Annotated in this window: 22 protein-coding genes; 11 read left to right on the top strand and 11 right to left on the bottom strand. The window is 44.9% G+C overall.

What is annotated here, in order from left to right; all coding sequences use genetic code 11:
• Positions 1–86 precede the first annotated feature (86 nt).
• Both DYU05_RS11195 and pnuC read right to left on the bottom strand, forming a co-directional pair.
• Positions 87–632 carry an AAA family ATPase gene (locus DYU05_RS11195; RefSeq protein ID WP_117383135.1) on the bottom strand — a complete coding sequence of 182 codons (546 nt, stop codon included), beginning with the start codon at positions 630–632 and terminating at the stop codon, positions 87–89.
• Positions 629–1,255, bottom strand: a complete 627-nt coding sequence (gene pnuC, locus DYU05_RS11190; RefSeq protein ID WP_165852058.1) for a nicotinamide riboside transporter PnuC — start codon at positions 1,253–1,255, stop codon at positions 629–631. The genes DYU05_RS11195 and pnuC overlap by 4 nt, the downstream gene beginning before the upstream one ends.
• A gap of 92 nt (positions 1,256–1,347) precedes the next feature.
• Here pnuC and DYU05_RS11185 point away from each other — a divergent pair, with 92 nt between their 5' ends.
• From DYU05_RS11185 to ligD, 3 genes are all read left to right on the top strand, one after another.
• Complete coding sequence (locus DYU05_RS11185) at positions 1,348–1,752, top strand: VOC family protein (RefSeq protein WP_117383977.1); 405 nt, start codon at positions 1,348–1,350, stop codon at positions 1,750–1,752.
• Positions 1,753–1,827: 75 nt separating this feature from the next.
• On the top strand, positions 1,828–2,001 hold the full coding sequence (locus DYU05_RS11180) for a DUF3606 domain-containing protein (protein WP_117383134.1): 174 nt from the start codon (positions 1,828–1,830) through the stop codon (positions 1,999–2,001).
• A gap of 11 nt (positions 2,002–2,012) precedes the next feature.
• Positions 2,013–4,772 (top strand): DNA ligase D, encoded by a 2,760-nt coding sequence (gene ligD / locus DYU05_RS11175; RefSeq protein ID WP_117383133.1) that lies wholly within the window; start codon positions 2,013–2,015, stop codon positions 4,770–4,772.
• Between the two features lie 19 nt (positions 4,773–4,791).
• Here the strand turns inward: ligD and DYU05_RS11170 are convergent, their stop codons facing one another.
• Positions 4,792–5,157: a response regulator gene (locus tag DYU05_RS11170; protein WP_117383132.1), complete on the bottom strand. Its 366-nt coding sequence runs from the start codon at positions 5,155–5,157 to the stop codon at positions 4,792–4,794.
• Between DYU05_RS11170 and DYU05_RS11165 the strand changes: the two genes are divergently transcribed.
• Complete coding sequence (locus DYU05_RS11165) at positions 5,156–5,473, top strand: hypothetical protein (protein ID WP_117383131.1); 318 nt, start codon at positions 5,156–5,158, stop codon at positions 5,471–5,473. The two genes, DYU05_RS11170 and DYU05_RS11165, sit on opposite strands and share 2 nt — an antisense overlap.
• A gap of 24 nt (positions 5,474–5,497) precedes the next feature.
• Here the strand turns inward: DYU05_RS11165 and DYU05_RS11160 are convergent, their stop codons facing one another.
• The 3 genes from DYU05_RS11160 to DYU05_RS11150 all read right to left on the bottom strand — a co-directional run bounded on the left by DYU05_RS11160 (position 5,498) and on the right by DYU05_RS11150 (position 6,716).
• Complete coding sequence (locus tag DYU05_RS11160) at positions 5,498–5,863, bottom strand: TM2 domain-containing protein (protein ID WP_117383130.1); 366 nt, start codon at positions 5,861–5,863, stop codon at positions 5,498–5,500.
• 138 nt (positions 5,864–6,001) lie between these two features.
• Complete coding sequence (locus DYU05_RS11155; protein WP_235854005.1) at positions 6,002–6,310, bottom strand: DUF2752 domain-containing protein; 309 nt, start codon at positions 6,308–6,310, stop codon at positions 6,002–6,004.
• Positions 6,303–6,716 (bottom strand): DUF4199 domain-containing protein, encoded by a 414-nt coding sequence (locus DYU05_RS11150; RefSeq protein WP_117383129.1) that lies wholly within the window; start codon positions 6,714–6,716, stop codon positions 6,303–6,305. Before DYU05_RS11150 ends, DYU05_RS11155 begins: the two co-directional genes overlap by 8 nt.
• A gap of 157 nt (positions 6,717–6,873) precedes the next feature.
• On the opposite strand from DYU05_RS11150, the gene mfd reads away from it, so the two are divergent.
• Together mfd and DYU05_RS11140 are read left to right on the top strand one after the other, a co-directional pair.
• A complete protein-coding gene (mfd, locus tag DYU05_RS11145) occupies positions 6,874–10,224 on the top strand; it encodes a transcription-repair coupling factor (protein ID WP_117383128.1) in 3,351 nt (1,116 codons plus the stop codon).
• A gap of 47 nt (positions 10,225–10,271) precedes the next feature.
• The gene (locus DYU05_RS11140; protein WP_117383127.1) at positions 10,272–11,738 is read left to right on the top strand and encodes a TlpA family protein disulfide reductase; all 1,467 of its coding nucleotides are present in this window, start codon (positions 10,272–10,274) and stop codon (positions 11,736–11,738) included.
• Positions 11,739–11,802: 64 nt separating this feature from the next.
• On the opposite strand, the gene DYU05_RS11135 is transcribed toward DYU05_RS11140, so the two are convergent.
• Positions 11,803–12,570, bottom strand: a complete 768-nt coding sequence (locus DYU05_RS11135; RefSeq protein ID WP_117383126.1) for a slipin family protein — start codon at positions 12,568–12,570, stop codon at positions 11,803–11,805.
• A 217-nt stretch (positions 12,571–12,787) separates the two neighbouring features.
• Positions 12,788–13,327: a hypoxanthine phosphoribosyltransferase gene (hpt, locus tag DYU05_RS11130; RefSeq protein WP_117383125.1), complete on the bottom strand. Its 540-nt coding sequence runs from the start codon at positions 13,325–13,327 to the stop codon at positions 12,788–12,790.
• Between the two features lie 123 nt (positions 13,328–13,450).
• Between hpt and DYU05_RS11125 the strand changes: the two genes are divergently transcribed.
• Together DYU05_RS11125 and def are read left to right on the top strand one after the other, a co-directional pair.
• A complete protein-coding gene (locus tag DYU05_RS11125; protein ID WP_117383124.1) occupies positions 13,451–14,683 on the top strand; it encodes a M16 family metallopeptidase in 1,233 nt (410 codons plus the stop codon).
• 18 nt (positions 14,684–14,701) lie between these two features.
• Positions 14,702–15,274 (top strand): peptide deformylase, encoded by a 573-nt coding sequence (gene def, locus DYU05_RS11120; protein ID WP_117383123.1) that lies wholly within the window; start codon positions 14,702–14,704, stop codon positions 15,272–15,274.
• Positions 15,275–15,338: 64 nt separating this feature from the next.
• Here the strand turns inward: def and gltX are convergent, their stop codons facing one another.
• The 3 genes from gltX to DYU05_RS11105 all read right to left on the bottom strand — a co-directional run bounded on the left by gltX (position 15,339) and on the right by DYU05_RS11105 (position 19,909).
• Positions 15,339–16,862: a glutamate--tRNA ligase gene (gltX, locus tag DYU05_RS11115; RefSeq protein WP_117383122.1), complete on the bottom strand. Its 1,524-nt coding sequence runs from the start codon at positions 16,860–16,862 to the stop codon at positions 15,339–15,341.
• Between the two features lie 44 nt (positions 16,863–16,906).
• On the bottom strand, positions 16,907–17,536 hold the full coding sequence (locus DYU05_RS11110; protein WP_117383121.1) for an NAD(P)H-dependent oxidoreductase: 630 nt from the start codon (positions 17,534–17,536) through the stop codon (positions 16,907–16,909).
• Between the two features lie 108 nt (positions 17,537–17,644).
• The gene (locus tag DYU05_RS11105; RefSeq protein ID WP_117383120.1) at positions 17,645–19,909 is read right to left on the bottom strand and encodes a transglycosylase domain-containing protein; all 2,265 of its coding nucleotides are present in this window, start codon (positions 19,907–19,909) and stop codon (positions 17,645–17,647) included.
• Between the two features lie 124 nt (positions 19,910–20,033).
• Between DYU05_RS11105 and DYU05_RS11100 the strand changes: the two genes are divergently transcribed.
• The 3 genes from DYU05_RS11100 (at position 20,034) to DYU05_RS11090 (ending at position 22,159) form a co-directional block, all read left to right on the top strand.
• On the top strand, positions 20,034–21,119 hold the full coding sequence (locus tag DYU05_RS11100) for an Mrp/NBP35 family ATP-binding protein (RefSeq protein ID WP_117383975.1): 1,086 nt from the start codon (positions 20,034–20,036) through the stop codon (positions 21,117–21,119).
• A gap of 28 nt (positions 21,120–21,147) precedes the next feature.
• Entirely contained in the window at positions 21,148–21,426 is a 279-nt protein-coding gene (locus tag DYU05_RS11095; protein ID WP_117383119.1) for a NifU family protein, read from the top strand.
• Between the two features lie 103 nt (positions 21,427–21,529).
• Complete coding sequence (locus DYU05_RS11090; RefSeq protein ID WP_117383118.1) at positions 21,530–22,159, top strand: hypothetical protein; 630 nt, start codon at positions 21,530–21,532, stop codon at positions 22,157–22,159.

The raw sequence follows: 22,159 nt of genomic DNA, 5'->3' as shown, positions 1-22,159 counted from the left end.
GCACAACGTTGCACCGGGTCAACAAAAAACACCTGTTTATACAACTATTTTTTAACGCCGGGATAATTATATGATCATAAGTGCGTTTAAAGCGGCTTTTTAGATTGATTTATAAAGTGTTCTATCGCGGCAACAGCCCGCTGATAACGCTCAGGCCCGGAGCCTTCAATCAAGACGTAGTTAGCATTAAGCGCCTGCAGTTCTTTATACCACACTCCCATAAAATGTTCGCGCATGTGCGGGAAATCGCGTAATGGGTCTTCCTCCCAGGGCAGGTCTATGTTTAGCAGCAGGTAAAGGTCATAGGGGTGTTTAGGTAACTCATCCAGCACCTCCTGTGGTGTTTGGCCAAAGGTGTAATCGCTCCAAACCTTTACGGTAATAAAGGTGGTATCACATATCAGTAACCTGTTGGCTTTCGGCAGCAATTCCTCCTCCAGCGCAAGCTGTCCGTAAAACATGTTGATCTCATCCTGCCAGGTAGGCGGTGCAGTAAGCTTTTCACAATATTCCCGAGCATATTCAGGCAGCCAAACCGTATTAAAATGATCTGCCAGAAACGCCGACATGGTAGATTTGCCGGTAGATTCTGGCCCAACAACTGCTATTTTAATTATGTCAGGGGTATTCATGCTTGATGCTTATTGTTAAGTGTGGCAGTTTGGCTTTGCAGGTCGCGGCGCCAGTCCAGATATCCTTTAAGTGCGATTGCGACATAAATGGCATACATTACAGCTGTAAGGTGCAGGTCTTTATAAATGTATACGCCAACGTATATTACGTCCACAAATATCCATATCAGCCAGTTCTCTAACACCTTCCGAGCAAGAAACACCTGCGCGACCAAACTACAGGCCGTACAAAAACTATCCAGGTAGGGGAAAGATGCGGTGGTGTATTTTAGCAATGACCCCAGCAAAACAGTAAAGAAAATAACCGCTCCCACAGAAAGTAGGATCTCCCGTTTGGTTATCGTTGCAACCGGAACTTTCTTTTCGTCCGCAGGTCGCATGCTCCAATAGTACCAACCGTATAGGTTTACCACAAAAAAATATACCTGTAAACCCATATCTGCAAAAAGCCGGGCTTCAAAAAATATAAAGATGTAAATGGTAACGCTGATTGTAGCAATGGGCCAGTTCCAAATATTATTAATGGCGGCCAGATAAACGCAAATAAGACCTGTTATTACTCCCGCTATCTCTAACCACGTTTGGTGATTCCACCAATCCTGCAACAGATGTATTATTTGCATGCCGTAAATATATAAAGCATTTGCATTGAAGCGAAACCGTATTGATGGCAGCAATTTTGTGGCTTACTGTATTACACCAAACCAACAATACTATGTTAGCAGATGCAAAAACCTTCAGCAGCTTTTCGGTAGATGATATAGAAGCCGCAAAAAAGTTCTACGCCGGAGCACTTGGCCTGAAAGTAGATCAGGACGAACAAATGGGTAACATCCTTACGGTACACCTAAGCGGCGGACACTTTATCGTTTACCCAAAGCCTAACCACACCCCGGCAACATTTACAGTGTTGAATTTTGTTGTAGACAACATTGACGAAGCCGTAAACCAATTGAAAGAAAAAGGCGTGAATTTTGAAAGCTATGACTCGGAGTATCTTAAAACCGATGACAACAATATTTTTCGGGGAGACGGTGGTTTTAAAGGCCCAAGCATTGCGTGGTTTACAGATCCTGCAGGTAATATCCTGTCTGTAATAGAAGATAAATCCGGCAGCTGATTTTCTTACTGGGAAAATACTTTCCAAACCATACGGTTGTAATAACGTTAATAAATTTAACCAATACATACTACCATGGATAACAAAAACAATGTAGGCTCCCCTGACAGGGACAGGATAAATGTGCACGAGGAATACGAGTTGCAATACTGGTCTAAAAAGTTAGGCATAACGCGTCAGGAACTTAAAGATGCTATTAAAGCAGTTGGTACATCTGCCGAAAAGGTAGAAGCTTATTTAAAGAAATAACCACAACCACCATGAGCCTGAAAGAATATGCAGCCAAACGGGACTTCACAAAAACAGCTGAGCCAAAAGCCGGCAAGAGTGAAGATAAGAACAAACTGCGCTTTGTAATACAAAAGCACGATGCCTCGCGGCTGCATTACGATTTTAGGCTGGAGATGGAGGGGGTGCTTAAAAGCTGGGCGGTGCCAAAAGGCCCGTCTACCGATCCTAAGAACAAGCGGTTGGCTATGATGGTGGAAGACCACCCGTACGACTACCGCTTGTTTGAAGGCATTATTCCTGAAGGTGAATATGGTGGCGGAACCGTTATTGTGTGGGACGAAGGTACCTACGAGCCTATAGAAGAAATTAAAGGCGGCAAGAAAGCGCAGGAAAAGCATTTGTTGCAGCAGCTTCATTCGGGCTCTTTAAAAATAAAGCTACACGGCCAGAAGTTGGAAGGTGAGTATGCCCTGGTGAAAACGCACGGCATGGGAGAGAATGGCTGGCTGCTGATAAAGCACAAGGATGAATTTGCATCTGACAAGGATATCACCAAAAAAGATAAATCGGTACTGTCTGGCAAGACCATCGAAACGATGGAGAAGACTAGCGAGAAGGTATGGCAGCACGGGCATGAAGAGGACGTAGAAATGAAACCTGCTAAAAAGGCTTCAAAAAAAAAGGAGAAGGCTCTTGACGATGCTGTTGAGCAGGATGAGCCTGCCGAAAAGCCTGACGTTGAAGCATTACTTAAGAAGGCACCGAAAAGCAAGATACCGACAGGCATAAAGCCAATGCTGGCCACCCTTGTAGATAAACCATTTGACGACCCGGACTGGGTGTACGAAATAAAGTGGGACGGCTATCGTACGCTTGCCTTTGTAGAAAAAGGAGAAGTACAATTACTGTCACGCAATAACAAATCCTTCAATGAGAAATACTACCCTATTACCCAACTGCTGGAAAGCTGGAAGATAAATGTGGTAATTGATGGTGAGATTATCGTAATGAACGATAAAGGTGTATCCAACTTTGGTGCCTTGCAAAATTGGCGTAGCGAAGCCGATGGCGAACTGATGCTTTATGTGTTTGACATACTTTGGTACGAGGGCAAAAACCTGATGGAACTGCCACTTACACAGCGCCAGGCAATTCTAAAGGAAGTGCTGCCTACAGATGACGACCGTGTACGCCTGAGCAATGTTTTCCCGGCAAATGGCAATGGCTTTTTTGAAGCAGCTGAAAAGATTGGCCTGGAAGGAATAATGGCTAAAAGGGCAAGCAGCACGTACATATCAGACAACCGCTCTAAAGATTGGCTTAAGATAAAAATAAACAAACGGCAGGAAGTTGTGATAGGCGGGTTTACTAAAAACGAAGGTACCGCCAAACAGTTTAGCTCGCTGTTGCTGGGTGTTTACGAGGGGGGCCAGTTCCAGTATGTCGGTAAAGTTGGTACTGGTTTTTCTGATAAGCTGCAAAAGGAAATGATGGCGCAGTTTAAGCCGCTCATTACCGAAGAAAGCCCATTTGGCTACGAACCGGATGTAAATAAGCCATCCCGTTTCAGGCCAAATCCGCCAAAGGCCAAGGCAACCTGGTTAAAGCCCGAACTGGTATGCGAAGTAAGCTTTGCAGAGGTAACCAGCGACGGCGTTTTCCGGCATCCTTCTTTCGAAGGTATGCGCACCGATAAAAAAGCAACAGATGTGGTGCGCGAATCGGAAGCGCACACAGATGAGGTGGTAGAAGACACTGAAAGTGACAACACGTCTAAATCAAAAGCTGCGGAGGTTAAAGAAGATAAGAAACTCGTAAAGCACAAGCTGGTGCAGGCGCCAAAAGAAAGCGTAAAGCGTACGCTGCTTAACCCAAAAGAAGAAACTCAGGTAAAAAGCATTTGCGGACACGACCTGAAGTTTACTCACCTGAGCAAAGTATACTGGCCTGAAGATGGTGTTACCAAACGTGATATGTTTAACTACTATTACCAGGTAGCTGAATACATTTTGCCCTACCTGAAAGACAGGCCCCAATCGCTTAACCGCTTCCCTAACGGGATACACGGCTCGAGTTTTTACCAGAAGGATGTGCGTGGCAAATCACCGGACTGGGTGCGGAAGTTTCCTTATACCACCAGTGAGGGAGAAGATAAAGACTACCTGATAGGGCATGATGAAGCTACGCTTTTATGGATGGCATCATTAGGATGTATAGAGATGAATCCATGGTTTAGCCGTGTGCAATCTCCGGATAACCCCGATTACTGCGTGATAGACCTTGACCCAGACAAGAACACTTTTGACCAGGTAATAGAAGCGGCACTGGAAGTAAAGAAGGTGCTTGATGCTATTGAGGTACCGGCGTTTTGCAAAACGTCAGGCTCTACCGGTATGCACATTTACATACCATTAGGTGCTAAATACGATTATGATCAATCCCAGATGTTTGCGCGACTTGTTGTGAACATTGTACACGAACAGATTCCTGAGTACACTTCGCTGGAGCGAATGATCAAGAACCGCAATGGTAAGATGTACCTCGACTTTTTGCAGAACCGACCCGGCGCCACCATCGCAGGTCCGTATTCGTTAAGGCCTAAGCCCGGTGCTACTGTGTCTATGCCTTTGCATTGGGACGAGGTAAAGCCCGGCTTAACCATGCGCGACTTCACCATCAAAAACTCTGTTGACAGGCTTAAAAAAGAGGGAGATCTGTTTAAAGGAGTGCTTGGCGAAGGTATTGATCTTGAAAAGACTATTCTGAAAGCAAAAAGTATTTTTCAATAACAGCTAAGCTTCGATGTTATCAAGCAGCAAGTTGGTGCTCTACTTTGTGTAATAGAACAGACAGGTCAAACGGCTTTGGCAATACATCGTCGGGAGCTCCTTCTTGCTTCAGCGCGTCTGCAATATCATCATTGCCGGAACAGATAATCACGCGGAGGTCTTTGGTAGATTGGTTGCGTTTTATCATGCGGCATATATCGCGCCCGTCAATTCCCGGGAGCATTACATCCATTATCACAAGATCAGGACTGGTGTCTCTAATTTCCGCAACCACGCTTTCACCGCTGGTTAAAGAAGAAACTTCGTAACCATTATTAGAAAGTATATAACTCATCAGCTCTACTATCAGCTCGTTATCATCTACTATTAGTATCTTCTTGTTCATGGCTGTGTGTTTCAAAGGTTTATACAAAGCCCATGCCGAAGTTAACCTTTGGTTTAAGTTATTTTCCCATGGGTATAAGGGAGAAGATCAAAACGGCCGTAATATTTTCTTTGGTGGCCAACCGCCCCGGGTAGCGCCTGCTATCCTTACCAATGCTTACAATCGTTTTGATCTAATTGTATTGGATTTAGGTTATCGTGACTGTGCTTTAACAGCCTTAAGGTCGTTCTGTAAAATATTCAGCAATTCTTTATCAAAGCTTGCTATAAGTGTGCTGGTGGTTATCTGTTCGGTGTTCATCGTGGTAAATATATAGAGGTTAATATTATATTATAGTTAATTAAGCAACGGCCATTTTGGTGATTTGGAAGCTTTCGTAAGCCATCTTCTGGTTGTACTCGTTAGCCAGCGACTTGTGGTTTATTAAGTCCATGATAGAGCCAACAAAGCACAAACCTATGGTGAAAAGGTAAAGCAAGCCCATACCTATCTGCCCGGTCACAAAACGCTGTAAGCCTGGCACCACAAACAAGCCAACTAACGAAAATATGAGCATGTCTTGCACACTTTTACGTTTACCGGTATAAACCATATAAAAGTATTGCCTTTGTTTATCGTTAAGGCCGCTTACGGTTTGCTGCACATAGTTCATTTCCTCTGGTGTCATATCAGGAAAGCCCATGTAAGGATTATTGTAAGTTTCCATTGTCTTTGGTTTTAGTGTTTTTGTTTAATGATTATGATGTAAAACTACAGCGCGCAGCAAAAAACGCCAATGCAAACTTGGCGGCGAGAGCCAAACCATCGGTAAACGCAGAAAATTTGACGGTGAAATAAGTGCGGTTTACAGCTCTTGCTTTTGCATATCGGTGAAAACGTGCTTGCGCTTAATGAGGCTGTATATACGGTATAAGATGATAGCAACAGCAGGTATGCCCAGCCAGTGCGCGTGAAAAGAACCACGTACATCGCCACGGAAAAGATAGGAGATAGAGTGACCAAGGCCGCAGCCGGGGCACCAGCCAAAGCCTAGCAGCTTTAATGGGCACAGGCTAAAATGCGAATGGCCCGCTGGGTTTGTAAACGCCAGGCAGACCATTGCAGTTATCCAAAAAATAAGTTCGAAATAACGGTTGAAGATTTTATTAGTCAACTTTATTGCTTCTGGTTGTGAGCAATAAAGATACGGCAATAGCCTCTATCACGCCAACCAGTAATGCACCGAAAATACGACCGCTGAAGCTCTGAAAGCTGGTGTCGTTACCGGAGTTGTTCAGGTTGATGAATACAATAGCGGCAAATACAGAAAGTGCACCGCCTACTAACAGGATCTTAAATGCCTGGATGATCGCTTCAAAAAAGCCCATTTTGCCATTTAGCTCGCCATTACGGAAGTTTCTTACACCGAAGAACAGCCCGATAAGCGGAATAAGTACGGACACATATTCGATAGGGTTGGCTTTGCTGTCGTTAAGGTTATAACCAGTGCTGCGCATTACAAAAAGCCATACAAGGCTTAAAACACCTATGATTAATCCGAATAAAACTGAGTTCTTCATGTTTGTATAAAGTTTGGTGAAAAAGTTTTAAATACAATTTCAAGCATCTTGCTGAATATCATTAAAAAGTAAACAATAGCTTAAATTGTTTGCTATAATTTCTGATAATTAAACGGCTGACGCCCGAAAGCACACATTTACTTATATTTGCACAGTTTTGAACATCAGGGAAATATTAGATAGGTATAAGGCTGACGAACGGATAAAGGCATTGGCGCAGGCGCTTAATGCCGGCAAAAATCCAAGGGTACATCTACGTGGGCTGGTCGGGTCGGGAGATGCGGCTATGGCGGCAGCTTTGTACTTTTTGCAGCATAAGCATATTGTTTTTGTACTGCCCGAGCGCGAAGAGGCAGCGTATTTTCAAAGCGACCTGGAGAATATTACAGGTAAGGACGTCCTTCTCTTCCCATCATCCTATCGCAAACCTTTTGAGTTTACCCAGCCGGATAATAGCAACGTACTGGCCCGTGCCGAGGTGTTAAACGAGCTTAATCACTCGACAGAATACGGCCAGCTTATAGTTACCTACCCGGAAGCATTGGCCGAAAAAGTGATTGACCGCGCGTCGCTGGAGAAGAACACACTGGAAATAGCGGTTAACTCAAAGCTCAACATCGACTTTATTGCCGAATTTTTAGTAGAGTACGACTTTGAAAGAGTAGACTTTGTATACGAGCCCGGCCAGTTTTCGGTGCGCGGCGGTATTGTAGATATATTTTCCTTTTCGCATGAGTTGCCATACCGGATTGAATTTTTTGGCGACTTCATAGAATCTATTCGCACTTTCGAGATAGAAAGCCAGCTGTCTGTAGAGCAGGTAAAGAACATTACAATTGTGCCCAATGTGCAATCAAAGTTCTTGACCGAAAATAACATTTCTTTATTGGAATATGTGGATGCCGGCACGCAGGTATGGATAAAAGATGTACAGTTTACGCTGGACATTATCCAAACCGGCCATAAAAAAGCAACCCAGCTGTGGAAAGCTCTTTCATCGGAAGAAAAGAACCAGAACCCGGATTGGATAGACCCTAAGTTCAGCTTTACAGATGAAAAGCTTATAGCCGATCAACTGCATGATTTCCCGCTGGTAGAGTTTGGCAAACAGTTCTTTTACCATGACGCCGCGCAGATATCTTTTGACATGCGCCCGCAGCCATCCTTTAACAAGGACTTTAGCCTGCTGATACACAATTTTAAGAACAACGAAGCTGAGAAGATAGAGAATTACATCCTAACGGATAGCGCACGCCAGGTAGAACGCCTGTACGCCATATTGGAGGATCTGGATAAGACTGCTAAGTTTACTCCGATAAGTATCTCCATTCGTGAAGGTTTTATAGACAGGGAACAAAAACTTGCCTGCTACACCGACCACCAGATATTTGATCGGTACTATAAGTACAAACTACGTAAAGGTTACCAGCGTTCGCAGGCTATTACGCTTAAAGAATTACGTGAGCTGAAACCCGGCGACTACATTACCCACATTGACCATGGCATTGGTAAATATGCTGGCCTGGAAAAGGTTGATGTAAACGGTAAAACGCAGGAGATGATCCGCCTGATTTATGCCGATAATGACCTGCTGTATGTAAACATAAACTCGCTTAACCGCATAAGCAAGTACAGCGGCAAAGAAGGTCACGAGCCACGCATGAACAAGCTGGGTACCGATACCTGGGAACGGCTTAAGAAAACCACAAAAAAAAAAGTTAAGGACATAGCCCGCGACCTGATCAAGCTTTACGCCTTGCGCAAAGCGCAGGACGGTAATGCTTTTTCTCCCGATAGCTATCTGCAAACCGAGCTAGAGGCATCCTTCCTTTATGAGGATACGCCGGATCAGGAAAAAGCGACTGCCGATTTCAAAAAGGACATGGAATCGCCACATCCCATGGATCGTCTTATTTGCGGGGACGTGGGCTTTGGTAAAACAGAGGTAGCGGTAAGGGCAGCATTTAAGGCCGTTGCCGATAGCAAGCAGGTGGCTGTTTTGGTGCCTACCACCATATTGGCCGCACAGCATTACAAAACCTTTAGCGACAGGCTTAAAGGTTTTCCGGTTAACATTGACTATGTGAACCGGTTTAAAAGTACAAAGCAGGTAAAAGACACGCTTGCCAACCTTAAAGAAGGAAAGGTGGATATTATAATTGGTACACACCGCCTGGTAAGCAAGGATGTGAAGTTTAAGGATCTTGGCCTTATGATAATTGATGAGGAGCAGAAGTTTGGCGTATCTACAAAAGAGAAGCTTAAACAAATGCGGGCTAATGTGGATACGCTTACGCTGACTGCCACGCCCATCCCCCGTACGCTGCACTTTTCGTTGATGGGTGCGCGCGACCTTTCTATTATTTCTACACCGCCGCCCAATAGGCAGCCCGTATCTACTGAGCTGCATGTGTTTAACGATAAGCTGATAAAAGAAGCTGTAGAGCATGAAATAGAGCGCGACGGGCAGGTGTTCTTCATCCATAACCGTGTGGCCGACCTGCCGCAGCTGGGTGGCATGATACACAAGCTGGTGCCCAAAGCACGCGTAGGTATTGCGCACGGACAGTTAGAAGGCGACGCGCTTGAAGACGTGATGCTGAAGTTTGTAAATCACGAGTATGATGTACTTGTTGCCACTACAATTATTGAAGCCGGGTTGGACATCCCTAATGCAAACACCATCATTATCAACCATGCCCATATGTTCGGTTTGAGCGATTTGCACCAGATGCGTGGGCGTGTTGGCCGAAGCAATAAAAAGGCATATTGTTATTTACTGAGCCCGCCGTTATCAACCCTTACCAATGAGGCTCGGAAGCGACTAAGCGCCATCGAGGAGTTTAGCGATTTGGGCAGCGGCTTTAACGTGGCTATGCGCGATCTTGACATTCGCGGCAGCGGAAACCTATTGGGTGCCGAGCAAAGCGGCTTTATTGCAGAGATTGGCTTTGATATGTATCACAAAATACTTGATGAGGCCATCCAGGAGCTTAAGGAAGATGAATTTAAAGGCGTATTCCCTGAAGAAAAACCGAAACCTTTTATTTCTTTTACCCAGATAGATACCGACCAGGAACTGCTGATACCAGACGAGTACGTGACCAGCATAGCCGAGCGTTATAACCTGTACACCGACCTGAGCAAATTAGAGAACGAAACCGAGTTGGAGGCTTTTAAACAGCAGCTGCATGACCGGTTTGGGCCTGTGCCTGCACAGGTAAACAACCTGCTTAACTCTATGCGCCTGCAGTGGCTGGGTAAGGCTATCGGCTTTGAAAAAGTGACGCTGAAGAAGAATGTTTTACGCGGATATTTTATCAGCAATCAGCAGTCTGCTTATTTCGAAACAGAAGCTTTCCGGGAAGTGCTTAATTTTGTTCAACGTAACCCAAGGCGCACCAACTTGAAGGAAGTGAAGAATACCCTTCGCCTGAGTGTAGATAACGTACAGGGCATAGATGAAGCCATAGAAATCATGGAAGAGCTAACAGTGGTTAATGTTTAAAAACTGCTCTGTACGGCTTTAAACAAGCAATTTGCTATATTTAGGGCATGAGGGCCCTACTCCTATCCGCAGCAATACTGCTGTCGCTACAGGCATTTCCACAATCTGCATTACGTACCGATTCTGTTTACATAAGCGGTAAGGTAAATTACTTTGAAAAGTATAAAGATTCTGCAAATGCAGTGCTTTTTTACATCAACGACATTGTTTTGGGCGACGAGCTTACACTCCGTGTTAAGATAAACAACGATGGTACATTTAAAACGGCTTTCCTAAAGACAGGCACCCAGGACATTTACATGGAGTATAATGACAAGCTCTCCACCATTATTGTTAGTCCGGGCGATCATATGCAACTGTTGTTTAATGCCGGTGACCCGGAGCAAACGCTTTCCTTTAAAGGCAGCAATTCACAAACCAATTACGATCTGCTGGCCTACGGGGCCGCGTTTGATAAAGAGAGTATCCGTATTTACGGTGCGGAACCCAATGCCCGCGCACTAAAAAACAACTTTGCCGTGCGTGATAGCTCAAACCCTGATGCATATAAAAGCTATGTAGTTACGCAGTTTAAAGCGGATAGTGCATTTTTAGCTAATTACATAAGCGCACACGCGCTTTCGCCAACTTTTGTAAATTGGGCCAAGGCAGACCTTAAGTATCGGCTTGCATCAAACCTGATGCGGTACCCCTGGCTGCACCCAAGGTATGCGCAGATCAAAGATAATTCCTTTAAAGTGCCTGACAGTTATTATAAGTTTGTTGATCAGTTCCCAGTGAATGATCCGTCACAAGCGCTTACATCTAATTTCAATGAATATATAGCCGAATACCGCCTGTATCTTGCCGCTAAGGAGCTTGGCAAGCAATATCCGGCAAGTAGTGCGATTGCTTTATTCGCCAGGCAGCCATTTAGCTTTTCTAAAGATGTGCTGCTTTGCAACGCATTCTACAAGCTGATACATGATAAGGAACTGGAAGCCGTAAAGCAAAACCTCGGTGTTCTTGAAAAAAATGTAACTGATACCTATTTCAAGAATAAAGTGTTGGCGGCTTACCGACAGGCAGCGCACATAGCAGAGCCATTGGCTGCAAGCTCTTTTAAAAAAGCAATCAGCGAGGGAGATAGTGTGCTAAACAACCTGACTGCCAAATACCGCAACAAGGTAATATACATAGATTTTTGGGGAACATGGTGCAGTCCATGTCGTGCGGAGATGCCTTACTCCAAAGTGCTAAGAGCTAAGTTCGCGGGTAAAGACGTCGTGTTTTTGTACCTGGGTGTACAATCTAAAGAAGCTGAATGGAAAGCTATGATAAAGACTCTGGACATAAAGGGAGAAAACGTACTGCTAAGCAACAATCAGTTTAGCGCCTTATCAGAAAAATTCCAGATCAGCGGAATTCCACGTTATGTGCTGATAAACAAGCAGGGAAAAGTTGCTGACGGCAATGCCAGGCGTCCGGGCGACAAATTACTAGTTGCGGAGATACAAAAGCTTTTAGCATTGTAATTGCTGCGGTTTAAAAACCAGGGCCTGGCTCTAAATCAGCCAAGCCCTGGTCAACTACTTACAATTATTGTTGTGGCGATTGCTTGGCAACCATCTCGGTAAAGCTTTTAGCCGCATTGGTAAAGTCCGACGGTACCAGCACAATGGTGGTTGTGTTGTTGTCTATACCTATTTCAGAAAGCATCTGCATCCGGCGTAGTTCCAGCGCAATTGGGCTGCCTTCCATTTGCTTGGCGCCTTGCGTAAGCTTTATAGACGCTTCCAGTTCAGCCTCGGCCTTGATAATACGCGCCCTCTTTTCACGGATGGCTTCAGCTTCCCGCGCCATGGCTCGCTGCATCGATTCGGGGATCTCTACATCCTTCATCTCCACCATAACTATCTTAATGCCCCAGGGCTCGGTAGCTGCATCAACTATCTTTTGCATGGTTGCATTTATCTCTTCGCGTTCGCGCAATACCTCGTCCAGCAGGTGCTGGCCAATAATATTCCGTAAGGCGGTTACGGCAAACTGGTACACCGCCTGGTTGTAGTTGGCCACTTTTATGATTGCGCTTTCCGGGTTCAGCACTTTAAACCAAAGCACCGCGTTAACTTTAATAGTAACACTGTCTTTAGTAATGGTTTCCTGTTGTTCCAGGTCAACAGTTCGTGTACGGATATCTACCGTTATCTGCCTGTCTATAAACGGTAGAATAAAATAAAGCCCAGGGCCTGCCGTCCTGTGATAACGCCCTAAACGGAACACAATAGCGCGTTGATACTCCTGTGCTATATGCGCACTGATGAACACCAGAGCAAGCACAATAGCTGCTGCAATAAGTAAATACATGATATTTTTTGTTTAGTTAATGAACCGCCTGCCTATAGATTCCGGGAGGATTTTTGGACTTCGGGGAAGGTATCACCGGTACGCGATTGCGTGGTAAATGTAAAACAGATTTCATCATCTGCAAAAAAAATCGCACAAGATTTCACAACACCTCTGGTGTAGCAACTCCTTGATTTAAAGGCATTTACGCGCTAATGACGGCTTTAGGTACCGGTGCTTAGTCTATCTTCTTGTAAATGCCCCTTAAATTTCTGCCCAATTCCTGGTAATCAAGCCCGTAACCAACAACAAACACGTTAGGGATCTGAAAAGCAACGTACTTAAGCTCTTCAATGCTGTGGATAACGCTATCGGGTTTAAAAAGAAGAGAACACACGGTGATAGATGCCGGATTACGAACCAACAACTTTTCTATCAAGTATTTCAGCGTGTTACCGGTGTCTACAATGTCTTCCACCAAGATAACATCTTTCCCTTCGATGGTAACATGCAGGTCAAAGTCGTCGCGGATGGTACGCGTTTGTGATAATCCGCCAAAGTACGAGGCCAGCTTGGTAAAGGTAACCTCGCAGGGAACGGTAACCTCTTTTACCAGGTCAGACGCGAACATGAAACTGCCGTTAAGGATACCCACGAAGATAGGCGTCTTCCCCTCAAAATCGGTATTAATGTGCTGTGCAAGCTCTGCCACACGTTGTTGTATCTGCTCGTAAGGTATCAGCGGTTCAAATTCTAGGTCGGCTATTTGCAGTTTCATTGTACTAAAATAATGTAAAAACGTTTATAAAAGCGATAAAATTATCACCATAAACCAAATGCATAATTAATCGGCGATTTGGCACAAACTTAACGCGTGTTATAAAGTTATCTTTGCACCTCAATGACAGATCATTATATCCATACCCTGCCAAACGGCATCCGTATATTACTTAAACCTTATGCTTCTCCAATCACACACTGCTGCTTTATTTATAATGCAGGCTCCCGCGATGAGCAACCGGCGAAAGAAGGGATAGCGCACTTTATAGAGCACATGCTTTTTAAAGAGACCACAAAACGCAGCACGGTACAAATACTTAACCACCTTGAGCTGGTAGGCGCAGACCTTAATGCATATACCACCAAGGAGTATACCTGTATACATGCATCTCTTTTGAAACAGCATCTGGAACGGGCGGTGGATCTGTTCCAGGATATTGTGTTCAACTCCACGTTCCCTCAAGACGAGTTAGAGAAAGAGCGTGGCGTAGTGCAGGATGAAATTGCCTCTTACCTGGATCAGCCGGAAGAAGCCATACAGGACGACTTTGAGGGTTACCTGTTCCCCAAACACCCGCTTGGTAATAATATCCTTGGAACGGTAGAGTCTGTAGATGCGTTTACCCGGTATGATATTGATACGTTCATCAAGGCAAATTATAATACGCACCAAATGATCTTCGCCGTTTACGGCGATTATGAAATGAAGAAGCTGATTAAGCTTTGCGAGCGGTACTTCGGCGATATACCCGAAAATAATAGCAGTAAAAACAGGATTGCCCCGCATGCTATTGGCAGGGGCGACTACCGGGTACAGAAGACCATTTCTCAAACGCACTGTGTGCTGGGCACCCGTGCTTACCCATCATCACATAAAGATAAATACGGGTTGCTACTACTTAACAATGTGCTTGGAGGAATGGGGATGAGCAACCGCCTGAACATGGAGATCCGCGAGAAGCATGGCATAGCATATACCATCGAGTCCAACTACACGGCATTAACAGATACGGGCCTCTTTTCTATCTACTTCGGTACCGATGCCGAAAAGGCTGACAAGGCACTGAAGCTGGTTCACAAAGAACTTAAAAAGCTACGCGACACAAAGCTTGGTACGTTGCAATTAAAACAAGCTAAAGAAAAATTTATCGGCCAGATAGCCCTTGCCGAGGAGAACCGGATGAGCCTGATCATATCAGTGGCTAAAAGTTTGCTTGACTTTAACAGGATAGATTCTTTAGAGGAAATATTCGCCAAAATAAATGCGGTTTCTGCAGATAATGTACTGGAAATTAGCAACGAGATTTTTGATAATGACGGTATGATAACCTTATTATTTGAGCCTGAAAGATAAATCCCCTATTTTTGTAAAATGAAATATCCTATCATCGCATACGGCGACCCGGTTTTGAGGCGCAAAGCCCCAGCTATTGAGCCGGAGGAATATCCACATATTAAAGAATTGGTTACCAACATGTTCGAGACCATGTATGGTGCAAAAGGAGTTGGGCTGGCTGCGCCGCAGGTGGGCATGAGCATGCGTTTATTTGTAGTAGATGCCACCCCGTTTGACGACGATGAGCCTGAATTGAAGGACTTCAAAAAGGTTTTTATCAATGCCACTATCCTGGAGGAAACCGGTGAAGAGTGGCCGTTTAACGAGGGCTGCCTGAGTATACCCGATATTAGGGAAGACGTGATGCGCAAGCCGGTTATCCGTATTTCATACTATGATGAGAACTGGAAACACCATGAAGAAACCTTCAAAGGTATGGCCGCGCGAATTATACAGCATGAGTACGATCATATTGAGGGTAAGCTGTTTACCGATAAGCTAAGCCCGTTACGCCGCCGCCTGATAGAAAAGAAACTTACTGATATATCTAAGGGTGCGGTAGATGTGGATTACCGCATGAAGTTCCCTGATGCCAAAAAAGGGCGCTAATAGCCGAATCTAAAGCAAAACGCCCCGGATATCCGGGGCGTTTTGCTTTATGTATTTTATAGCGCTATTCAGTAGCGGTAAATACTTCCAGCGCTTTATCAATTCTCCTTAGGGTTTCACTTTCGCCAAGCAGGGCGGCGATATCAAACACATGAGGCCCAAACTTGCCACCTACCAGCATAATACGGAACGGTAGCATTACGTCGCCAATCTTGAACCCCTTGGCTTCTGTAAGCGCTTTAAAGCGTGTTTCAAGGTCAGCCGGTTCAAACGATGAGTAGCTTAACGTTTCTTTTAACTCGTTAAAAAATGCCGTTTTTGCATCCGTCCATTTAGGCTTAACGGAGTTGACATCGTAGCTGGCCGGTGCCTGGAAAAAGTATGATGCCTGCGGTCCAAAATCTGCAAGAACCACACATCTATCCTTTATCAGGTCAATTATTTTAAGCAGGTACGCTTCATTGTTAACAATAACACCATTTGCCTTTAATACTTCAGCTACCTTTAGTTTCAGCGATTCTGCATCCTGGCGTTTTATCCATTCGGCATTATACCATTTGGCTTTTTCAAAATCGAACTTAGCGCCGGCTTTACTAACCCGTTCTATAGAGAACTTTTCTATAAGTTCATCCAGCGTGAATATCTCCTGCTCTGTGCCATCGTTCCAGCCCAGCATAGCCAGCATGTTTAAAAATGCCTCCGGCAGAAAACCTAACTCGCGAAAGCCGGGTGTAAGTTCACCTGTTTTTGGGTCGGTCCAGCTCATCGCATATACCGGGAAACCAAGGCGGGCCCCGTCACGCTTGCTGAGTTTGCCATGTCCGTCCGGCTTTAAAATCAATGGCAGGTGTGCCCATTGCGGCATATCAGCCTTCCAGCCGAGGTACTCCCACAGCAACAGGTGTACAGGTGCCGATGGCAGCCACTCCTCGCCTCTGAAAGCGTGAGAAATCTTCATCAGGTAGTCGTCTACCACAACGGCTAAGTGGTAGGTGGGCATACCATCTGCTTTAAGCAACACTTTATCATCAACCAGCGATGTTTCAAAACTAACATCGCCGCGTATCATATCAGTAAAGGTAACGGTTTCGCTTTCTGGTACCTTAATGCGGATGACATGAGGTGTGCCATTGTGCAACAGCGTCTCCACGTCCTGCAGCGGCAAGCTTAACGAATTACGCATGCTGCCACGGTGCTGATGGCCATATTGGAAATTAGGAAACTCTTTGCGTTTTGCATCAAGTTCCTCCGGAGTGTCAAAAGCATAGTAGGCATGTCCCTGCGATACCAGGCGCTCTGCATATTCGCGATAGATGGGTTTGCGTTCACTTTGGCGATATGGTGCAAAGCTGCCGCCAATGGCAGGGCTTTCATCCGGAATAAGGCCGCACCATTGCAAACAGTCGGCAATGTACTTTTCTGCGCCTTCAACATAGCGGGTTTGGTCGGTATCTTCAATACGCAACACAAAATCGCCACCATTTTTTTTCGCAAAAAGGTAGTTAAATAATACGGTGCGAACCCCACCCAGGTGTAAACCGCCGGTAGGGCTTGGCGCAAAACGAACTCTTACTTTTTTATCTGACATTTGGCGGCAAAGATAGGCTTAATAGCCAAATACCCGAAAACTGTTTATATGTGGATGAACAGCTCGTTCTTAGGCTTACGCACTTTCGTAAGCTTACTATAAGCATCATCTTCGGCACGGAACCCAACAGCCGCGATTACGGTTGATGTTAATCCTTTCTCGGCTAAACCAAGTATCTCATCAAACTTGGCAGCGTTAAATCCTTCCATTGGAGTCGAGTCTACACCCAAATCGGCAGCCGCGGTAATTAATACGCCTAACGCTATGTAGGCCTGTTTTTGTGCCCATACCAACAGTTGGTCTGCAGATTGGGATTTAATAGCCCCTGTTATCATATTCTCAAAACCCGCCAACGTGTCCCGGTTTACCTTACGTGTTTTTGCAACCAGGTTAATGTGCTCCTTAGCATATTCTTCATTTAAGTTGGTGATTGCTGCAAATACAAACAACTGCGATGCATCTGTAATTTGTGATTGATTATTGCCCGCTTCGCGCAGTTTGGCTCTAATCTCCGGATTTTCTATAACCAGAATTTTGTAATGCTGTAGGCCTATTGAGGATGGGCTAAGCTGAACAGCATCCAGCAGTTCTTCCAGCTGTGCGGCAGAAAGCTTTTTGGTAGGGTCGTATTTTTTAGTGGCGTAGCGCCATTGTAATTTATCAACTAAAGACATGGTGTTTTATTTAATTCATTCAAAATTAAATGTTAAAACACGTAACCATGTCATTGGTTAGCAATCACGACTGAACCGATGGACATTTATATACTGGCATGACAAACGTTAAGGCATGCGGTCCTTAATCATGTTCTCTTTGTCTTTTTGTTCCTGCTTCAGCCGTCGCTTTTCCTGTCGTATTTCCTTTTTCGACTTGCCGGCAGTATCTACGTTGTCTATCTTCTCTTTATACTCCGCCTTTAGGTTTTCTATATCCTGTTTTAAGCGGGCCTTAATCATCTCGTTGGTTTCTTTGATCTTTTCTTCGGCCTTTGCAGCAGCAGAGGTATCCTTCTTTCCAAATAAACGCTGTATAAAACTAGGGCGCTTTTCTTCTTCCGGTGCAGCCTGTACGCCTACACCAACATTCGCACCTTCATCATTTTGTGGCTGGGCAAGCAGGCTATCTGCTATTGCCGTATCTGCAGGTGCAATGCCTCTTCTTAAGCCCTCACGAAGCCGAACGTTATAAAAGCCATATGCATTGCTGTCGCGCTCTGTAAGTCCTTTACTGGCCATTAAACGGCCTATAAGGTTAAAGTATCCATGAAGCCCCGGGCGGAGCGTACCATCAGGCATAAAGTGGTACAACCCTGCTTTCGGGTTAGGTACAATACTAGCGAGGAAAATACTTTCGCCCAGCGTGAGCTCAGATGGAGACTTGCCGAAGTAGTATTTAGAAGCCTCGCCAATACCGTAAATGTTGCGGCCCCACTCTATTATATTAAAGTAAACCTCCAGCATACGGTTCTTGCTCATCAGGCGCGTATTCTCAATTATCCACACAATCAGTATCTCCTCTATCTTTCGGGACAAAGTTTTATTACGTACCAGGAAAGAGTTCTTGATCAGCTGCATAGAGATGGTACTGCCGCCCCTCGAGAATTTTTTGGTTTTAATATCCGTTACGATGGACTTGCGGATGGATTCCTCCACAAAACCCCGGTTGCGGTAAAAGGATGGGTCCTCAGCAGTCATAACTGCGTTACGCAGGTTTGGCGATATATCTTCCAGCCGGGTAAACTCGGGGTTTTCAGGCCCGATGGTATGTGGCGACATAGGTTTACCGTACTCGTATGGCGTATATACAAAGGTTTTGTTCAACTTATTAAAGTCTGTTTTCCCAAATTGAACAATACGGAAATTATCTTTATCCAGCCGTGAATCAAACACCAGATCATCAATATGAGCGGAGTTCATGAAGAAATTAAGGTTATAACTCAGTCTGCCGGCAACCTTCATGCCTTCCAAAGATTCGAACATTCCGGTGGGGAAAGAATCAAAAATGTCCTGCGCGTTGAGCCAGCCGGTATGCATTTTTAGTTCGTAGATCTTTACCGGATTGAGGGTGTATTTGATGTACGGATTAGCTGTAATCTTTTTCAGGTGAATAACAGAAGAGCTATCGAGTGATACATAGTTAGACCCCACAAATATGTTAGCATCTATAGCTCCATTAGGGATAACAATATCGTTCAGCGACAGCGCCGGGTGATTGATCAACAAGTTTTTTACTCCTAACGAGCTGTAAATCTTTGTTTCGCCATCGCTGTTCTTTACTTTGGTGAGTTTGGTGGTCAGCGTATCAAAGTTTAGTTTGAGCTTAAACTTCTTCTCTATAATCGGCAGTTCTACCTTTTTTCCGTCGGCATACATGCGTACATCTATGTCCTTGTCAGACGCGTGCATTTTGCCAGCTAAGTGCCAGGTGGCTTCATTATCATTTAACTTGATAGTAGAGGTAAGCTGCCCATCGTCAATCTTTGCAGCGGTAGCCAGTAGCTTTAATTTAGTAGAGTCGTCCTGCATGGTTAACAGCAGGTTGTTTAGCACAAGGTTCTCGGGTATTTTGTAGAGCACCTGATTAATAAGGTTGTCTGACAATTCGGCCAGGTCAACTTTGTTATGCGTTTGTGTAGAATCTTTCTTCTTGCGGAACAGGAAATCGAAGTTTTTAACCCCGTTAATGTTGGTGAGGTTTAAGTGGCCGTCCTGCAACACTACATCGCTCAACTTAACTGTACCAAATATAAGCGGGAACAACTTTACGCTTACATCAAAGCGCTTAATAGACAACAGGCTATCACGCTGATAGGGAACTATAGAAATATCGCTGAAGGCCACGGTAGCTAACCCGGTGAAACGGGCCGAGCCAATCTTTACATCTAAATTATAATCCTTTTTTGCTTTAGCTTTAGCTTTGTAAATAGCTTTCTGCAGTAGTACTTCACGTTTAGAGTAAGCAGCATAACCGCCAATAAGTAATATAACCACTAACACAGCTACTACTACACCAGCGATACGGAGATACTTTGGATTGATACGGCGCATTCGGAAAATTTACGTCAAAACTAACTTAAATATGCAGCGGTGCAACGATTGATCACTGCAAATTGTTTTTTTAACAAACGTTCCCCACCACCTGTTTTTATATTTTTGCCCGCAAATAAATATGATTATTACTCAACAACAAGTTTTACAAGCCCTTAGCAACGTAGAGGAACCCGATCTGAAAAAGGATCTGGTGACCCTGAACATGATACAGGATATTGCCATAGACGGAAACAAGCTAAGCTTTTCGGTAATACTCACAACACCTGCATGCCCTCTGAAGGCTCTAATAGAAAACGCCTGCCGCAATGCTATAAAGCATTTCATCAGCCCGGAAATCGAGGTGAACGTTAAAATGACCTCCCGCGTAACCTCGCAGCGCAACACCGGTGTGCCTGGCGTTAAGAATATTATAGCTGTTGCATCCGGTAAGGGTGGCGTTGGTAAGTCTACAGTGTCTGTTAACCTGGCCCTGGCGCTGGCAAAAACAGGTGCCAAAGTAGGTTTAATTGATGCCGATATTTATGGCCCGTCCATCCCGATTATGTTTGGATTGGAAGGTGCGCGGCCAATGGCCAGCCAGGTAAATGGCAAAACACGCATTGAGCCCATTGAAAAATATGGAATTAAGCTGCTTTCGATAGGCTTTTTTACCGATCCTAACCAACCCGTACCATGGCGCGGGCCAATGGTGTCAACCGCGGTAAAACAGTTGTTTAACGATGCCGACTGGGGCGAACTGGACTACCTGGTGATTGACCTGCCGCCGGGAACAGGAGATATACACATAACCGTTACGCAGAACTTCCCTATTACCGGTGCGGTGATAGTAACTACGCCGCAAAACGTGGCGCTTGCCGATGCCAAAAAGGGTGTTGGGATGTTCATGATGGAGGCTATTAACGTACCGATAATGGGCATAGTGGAGAACATGAGCTACTTTACTCCTGCAGAGTTACCTGACAACAAGTATTACATTTTTGGGCAGGGTGGCGGCCAGAGGCTTGCGCAGACGCTTGAAGTGCCTTTCCTTGGAGAGATACCGTTAATTAAAGGCATAAGCGATAGCGGCGATGCCGGTAAGCCTATTGTACTGGAAGAAGATGGCGCCGTGCCCGTAGCTTTTATGGAGATGGCCCGCAGGGTAGCGCAACAGGTTTCTATTTGCAACGCACAAAGAGCAAATACCGTGAATGTTATAAATAATTAATAACTTTACTTTTAATAAAATACAGAGAATGAGTTTAAATGATCAGGTGGAAGCAGCGTTAGACACCATACGCCCATATTTGGAGGCAGATGGCGGTAACGTATCTATTGAAGAAATAACCCCTGAAAACGTGGTTAAGCTTAGGCTGCTTGGCTCTTGCGGATCGTGCCCGATGAGCATCATGACGCTTAAGGCCGGGATAGAACAAGCAATAAAGAAAGCAGTACCGGAAATTACTGCCATTGAGGCGATAAACCTAACGGATATAGATGACCCTAATGCAGTACTCCCTGAGAACTTGCGCTAGTGTTAATAATTGTTAAATACTACCCCTTTTTTGTTGAATAGCATATTTTTGCAAGCCCCTATAAAACATTTGATTAAAGGCTTCGTAATATAGGTACGCAGTAATGAGAAAACTAATTGGCATATTGTTCCTACTGATCTCCTTTTCGGCATTTGCCCAAAAAGAGAAGCCTCTGGTGCAGTTTACCGGAATCATTTACAATGCAGATAGCTTGAAAACCGTGGTGCCTTATGTAAGCGTAACCAACAAGAGCTACCACAATGCAGTAACCGTAGCCAGTTACAATGGCTATTTCTCCTTTGTAGCCCATGAGCAGGATACCATCAGCTTTACCGCTGTAGGCTACGCTCCTACAACCGTTGTTATCCCGGCAAACGTGAACAAAAGCTATACGGCACAAATTCATCTTAAGCCGCAAATAACCAACCTGCCAACCTTCCACGTTTTCCCTTGGGCAACTACAGATGAGTTCAGGAAAGACTTTGTAACGGCAAAAATTGCCGATGACGATCTGGAGATAGCGCGTAAGAACGTAAGCAGGGCATCTATAGCAGCTATTTCGAATACGCTTGCCCGTGATGGGCAGGAGATACAATCTGCAAACGCCCAGCAGATGCACACCAACATTGTAAACTCTCACTCCATCACCAACCCATTGCTTAACCCACTGGCATGGGGATCGCTGATAAAGCAAATAGCAGACGGAGATAAGAGCAAAAGCTCCGGTAATTAA

This window comes from Mucilaginibacter terrenus (assembly GCF_003432065.1).
Classification (GTDB): domain Bacteria; phylum Bacteroidota; class Bacteroidia; order Sphingobacteriales; family Sphingobacteriaceae; genus Mucilaginibacter; species Mucilaginibacter terrenus.
Note: the sequence above shows the minus strand (reverse complement) of the source record. Positions and strands in the feature narration are given on the sequence as shown.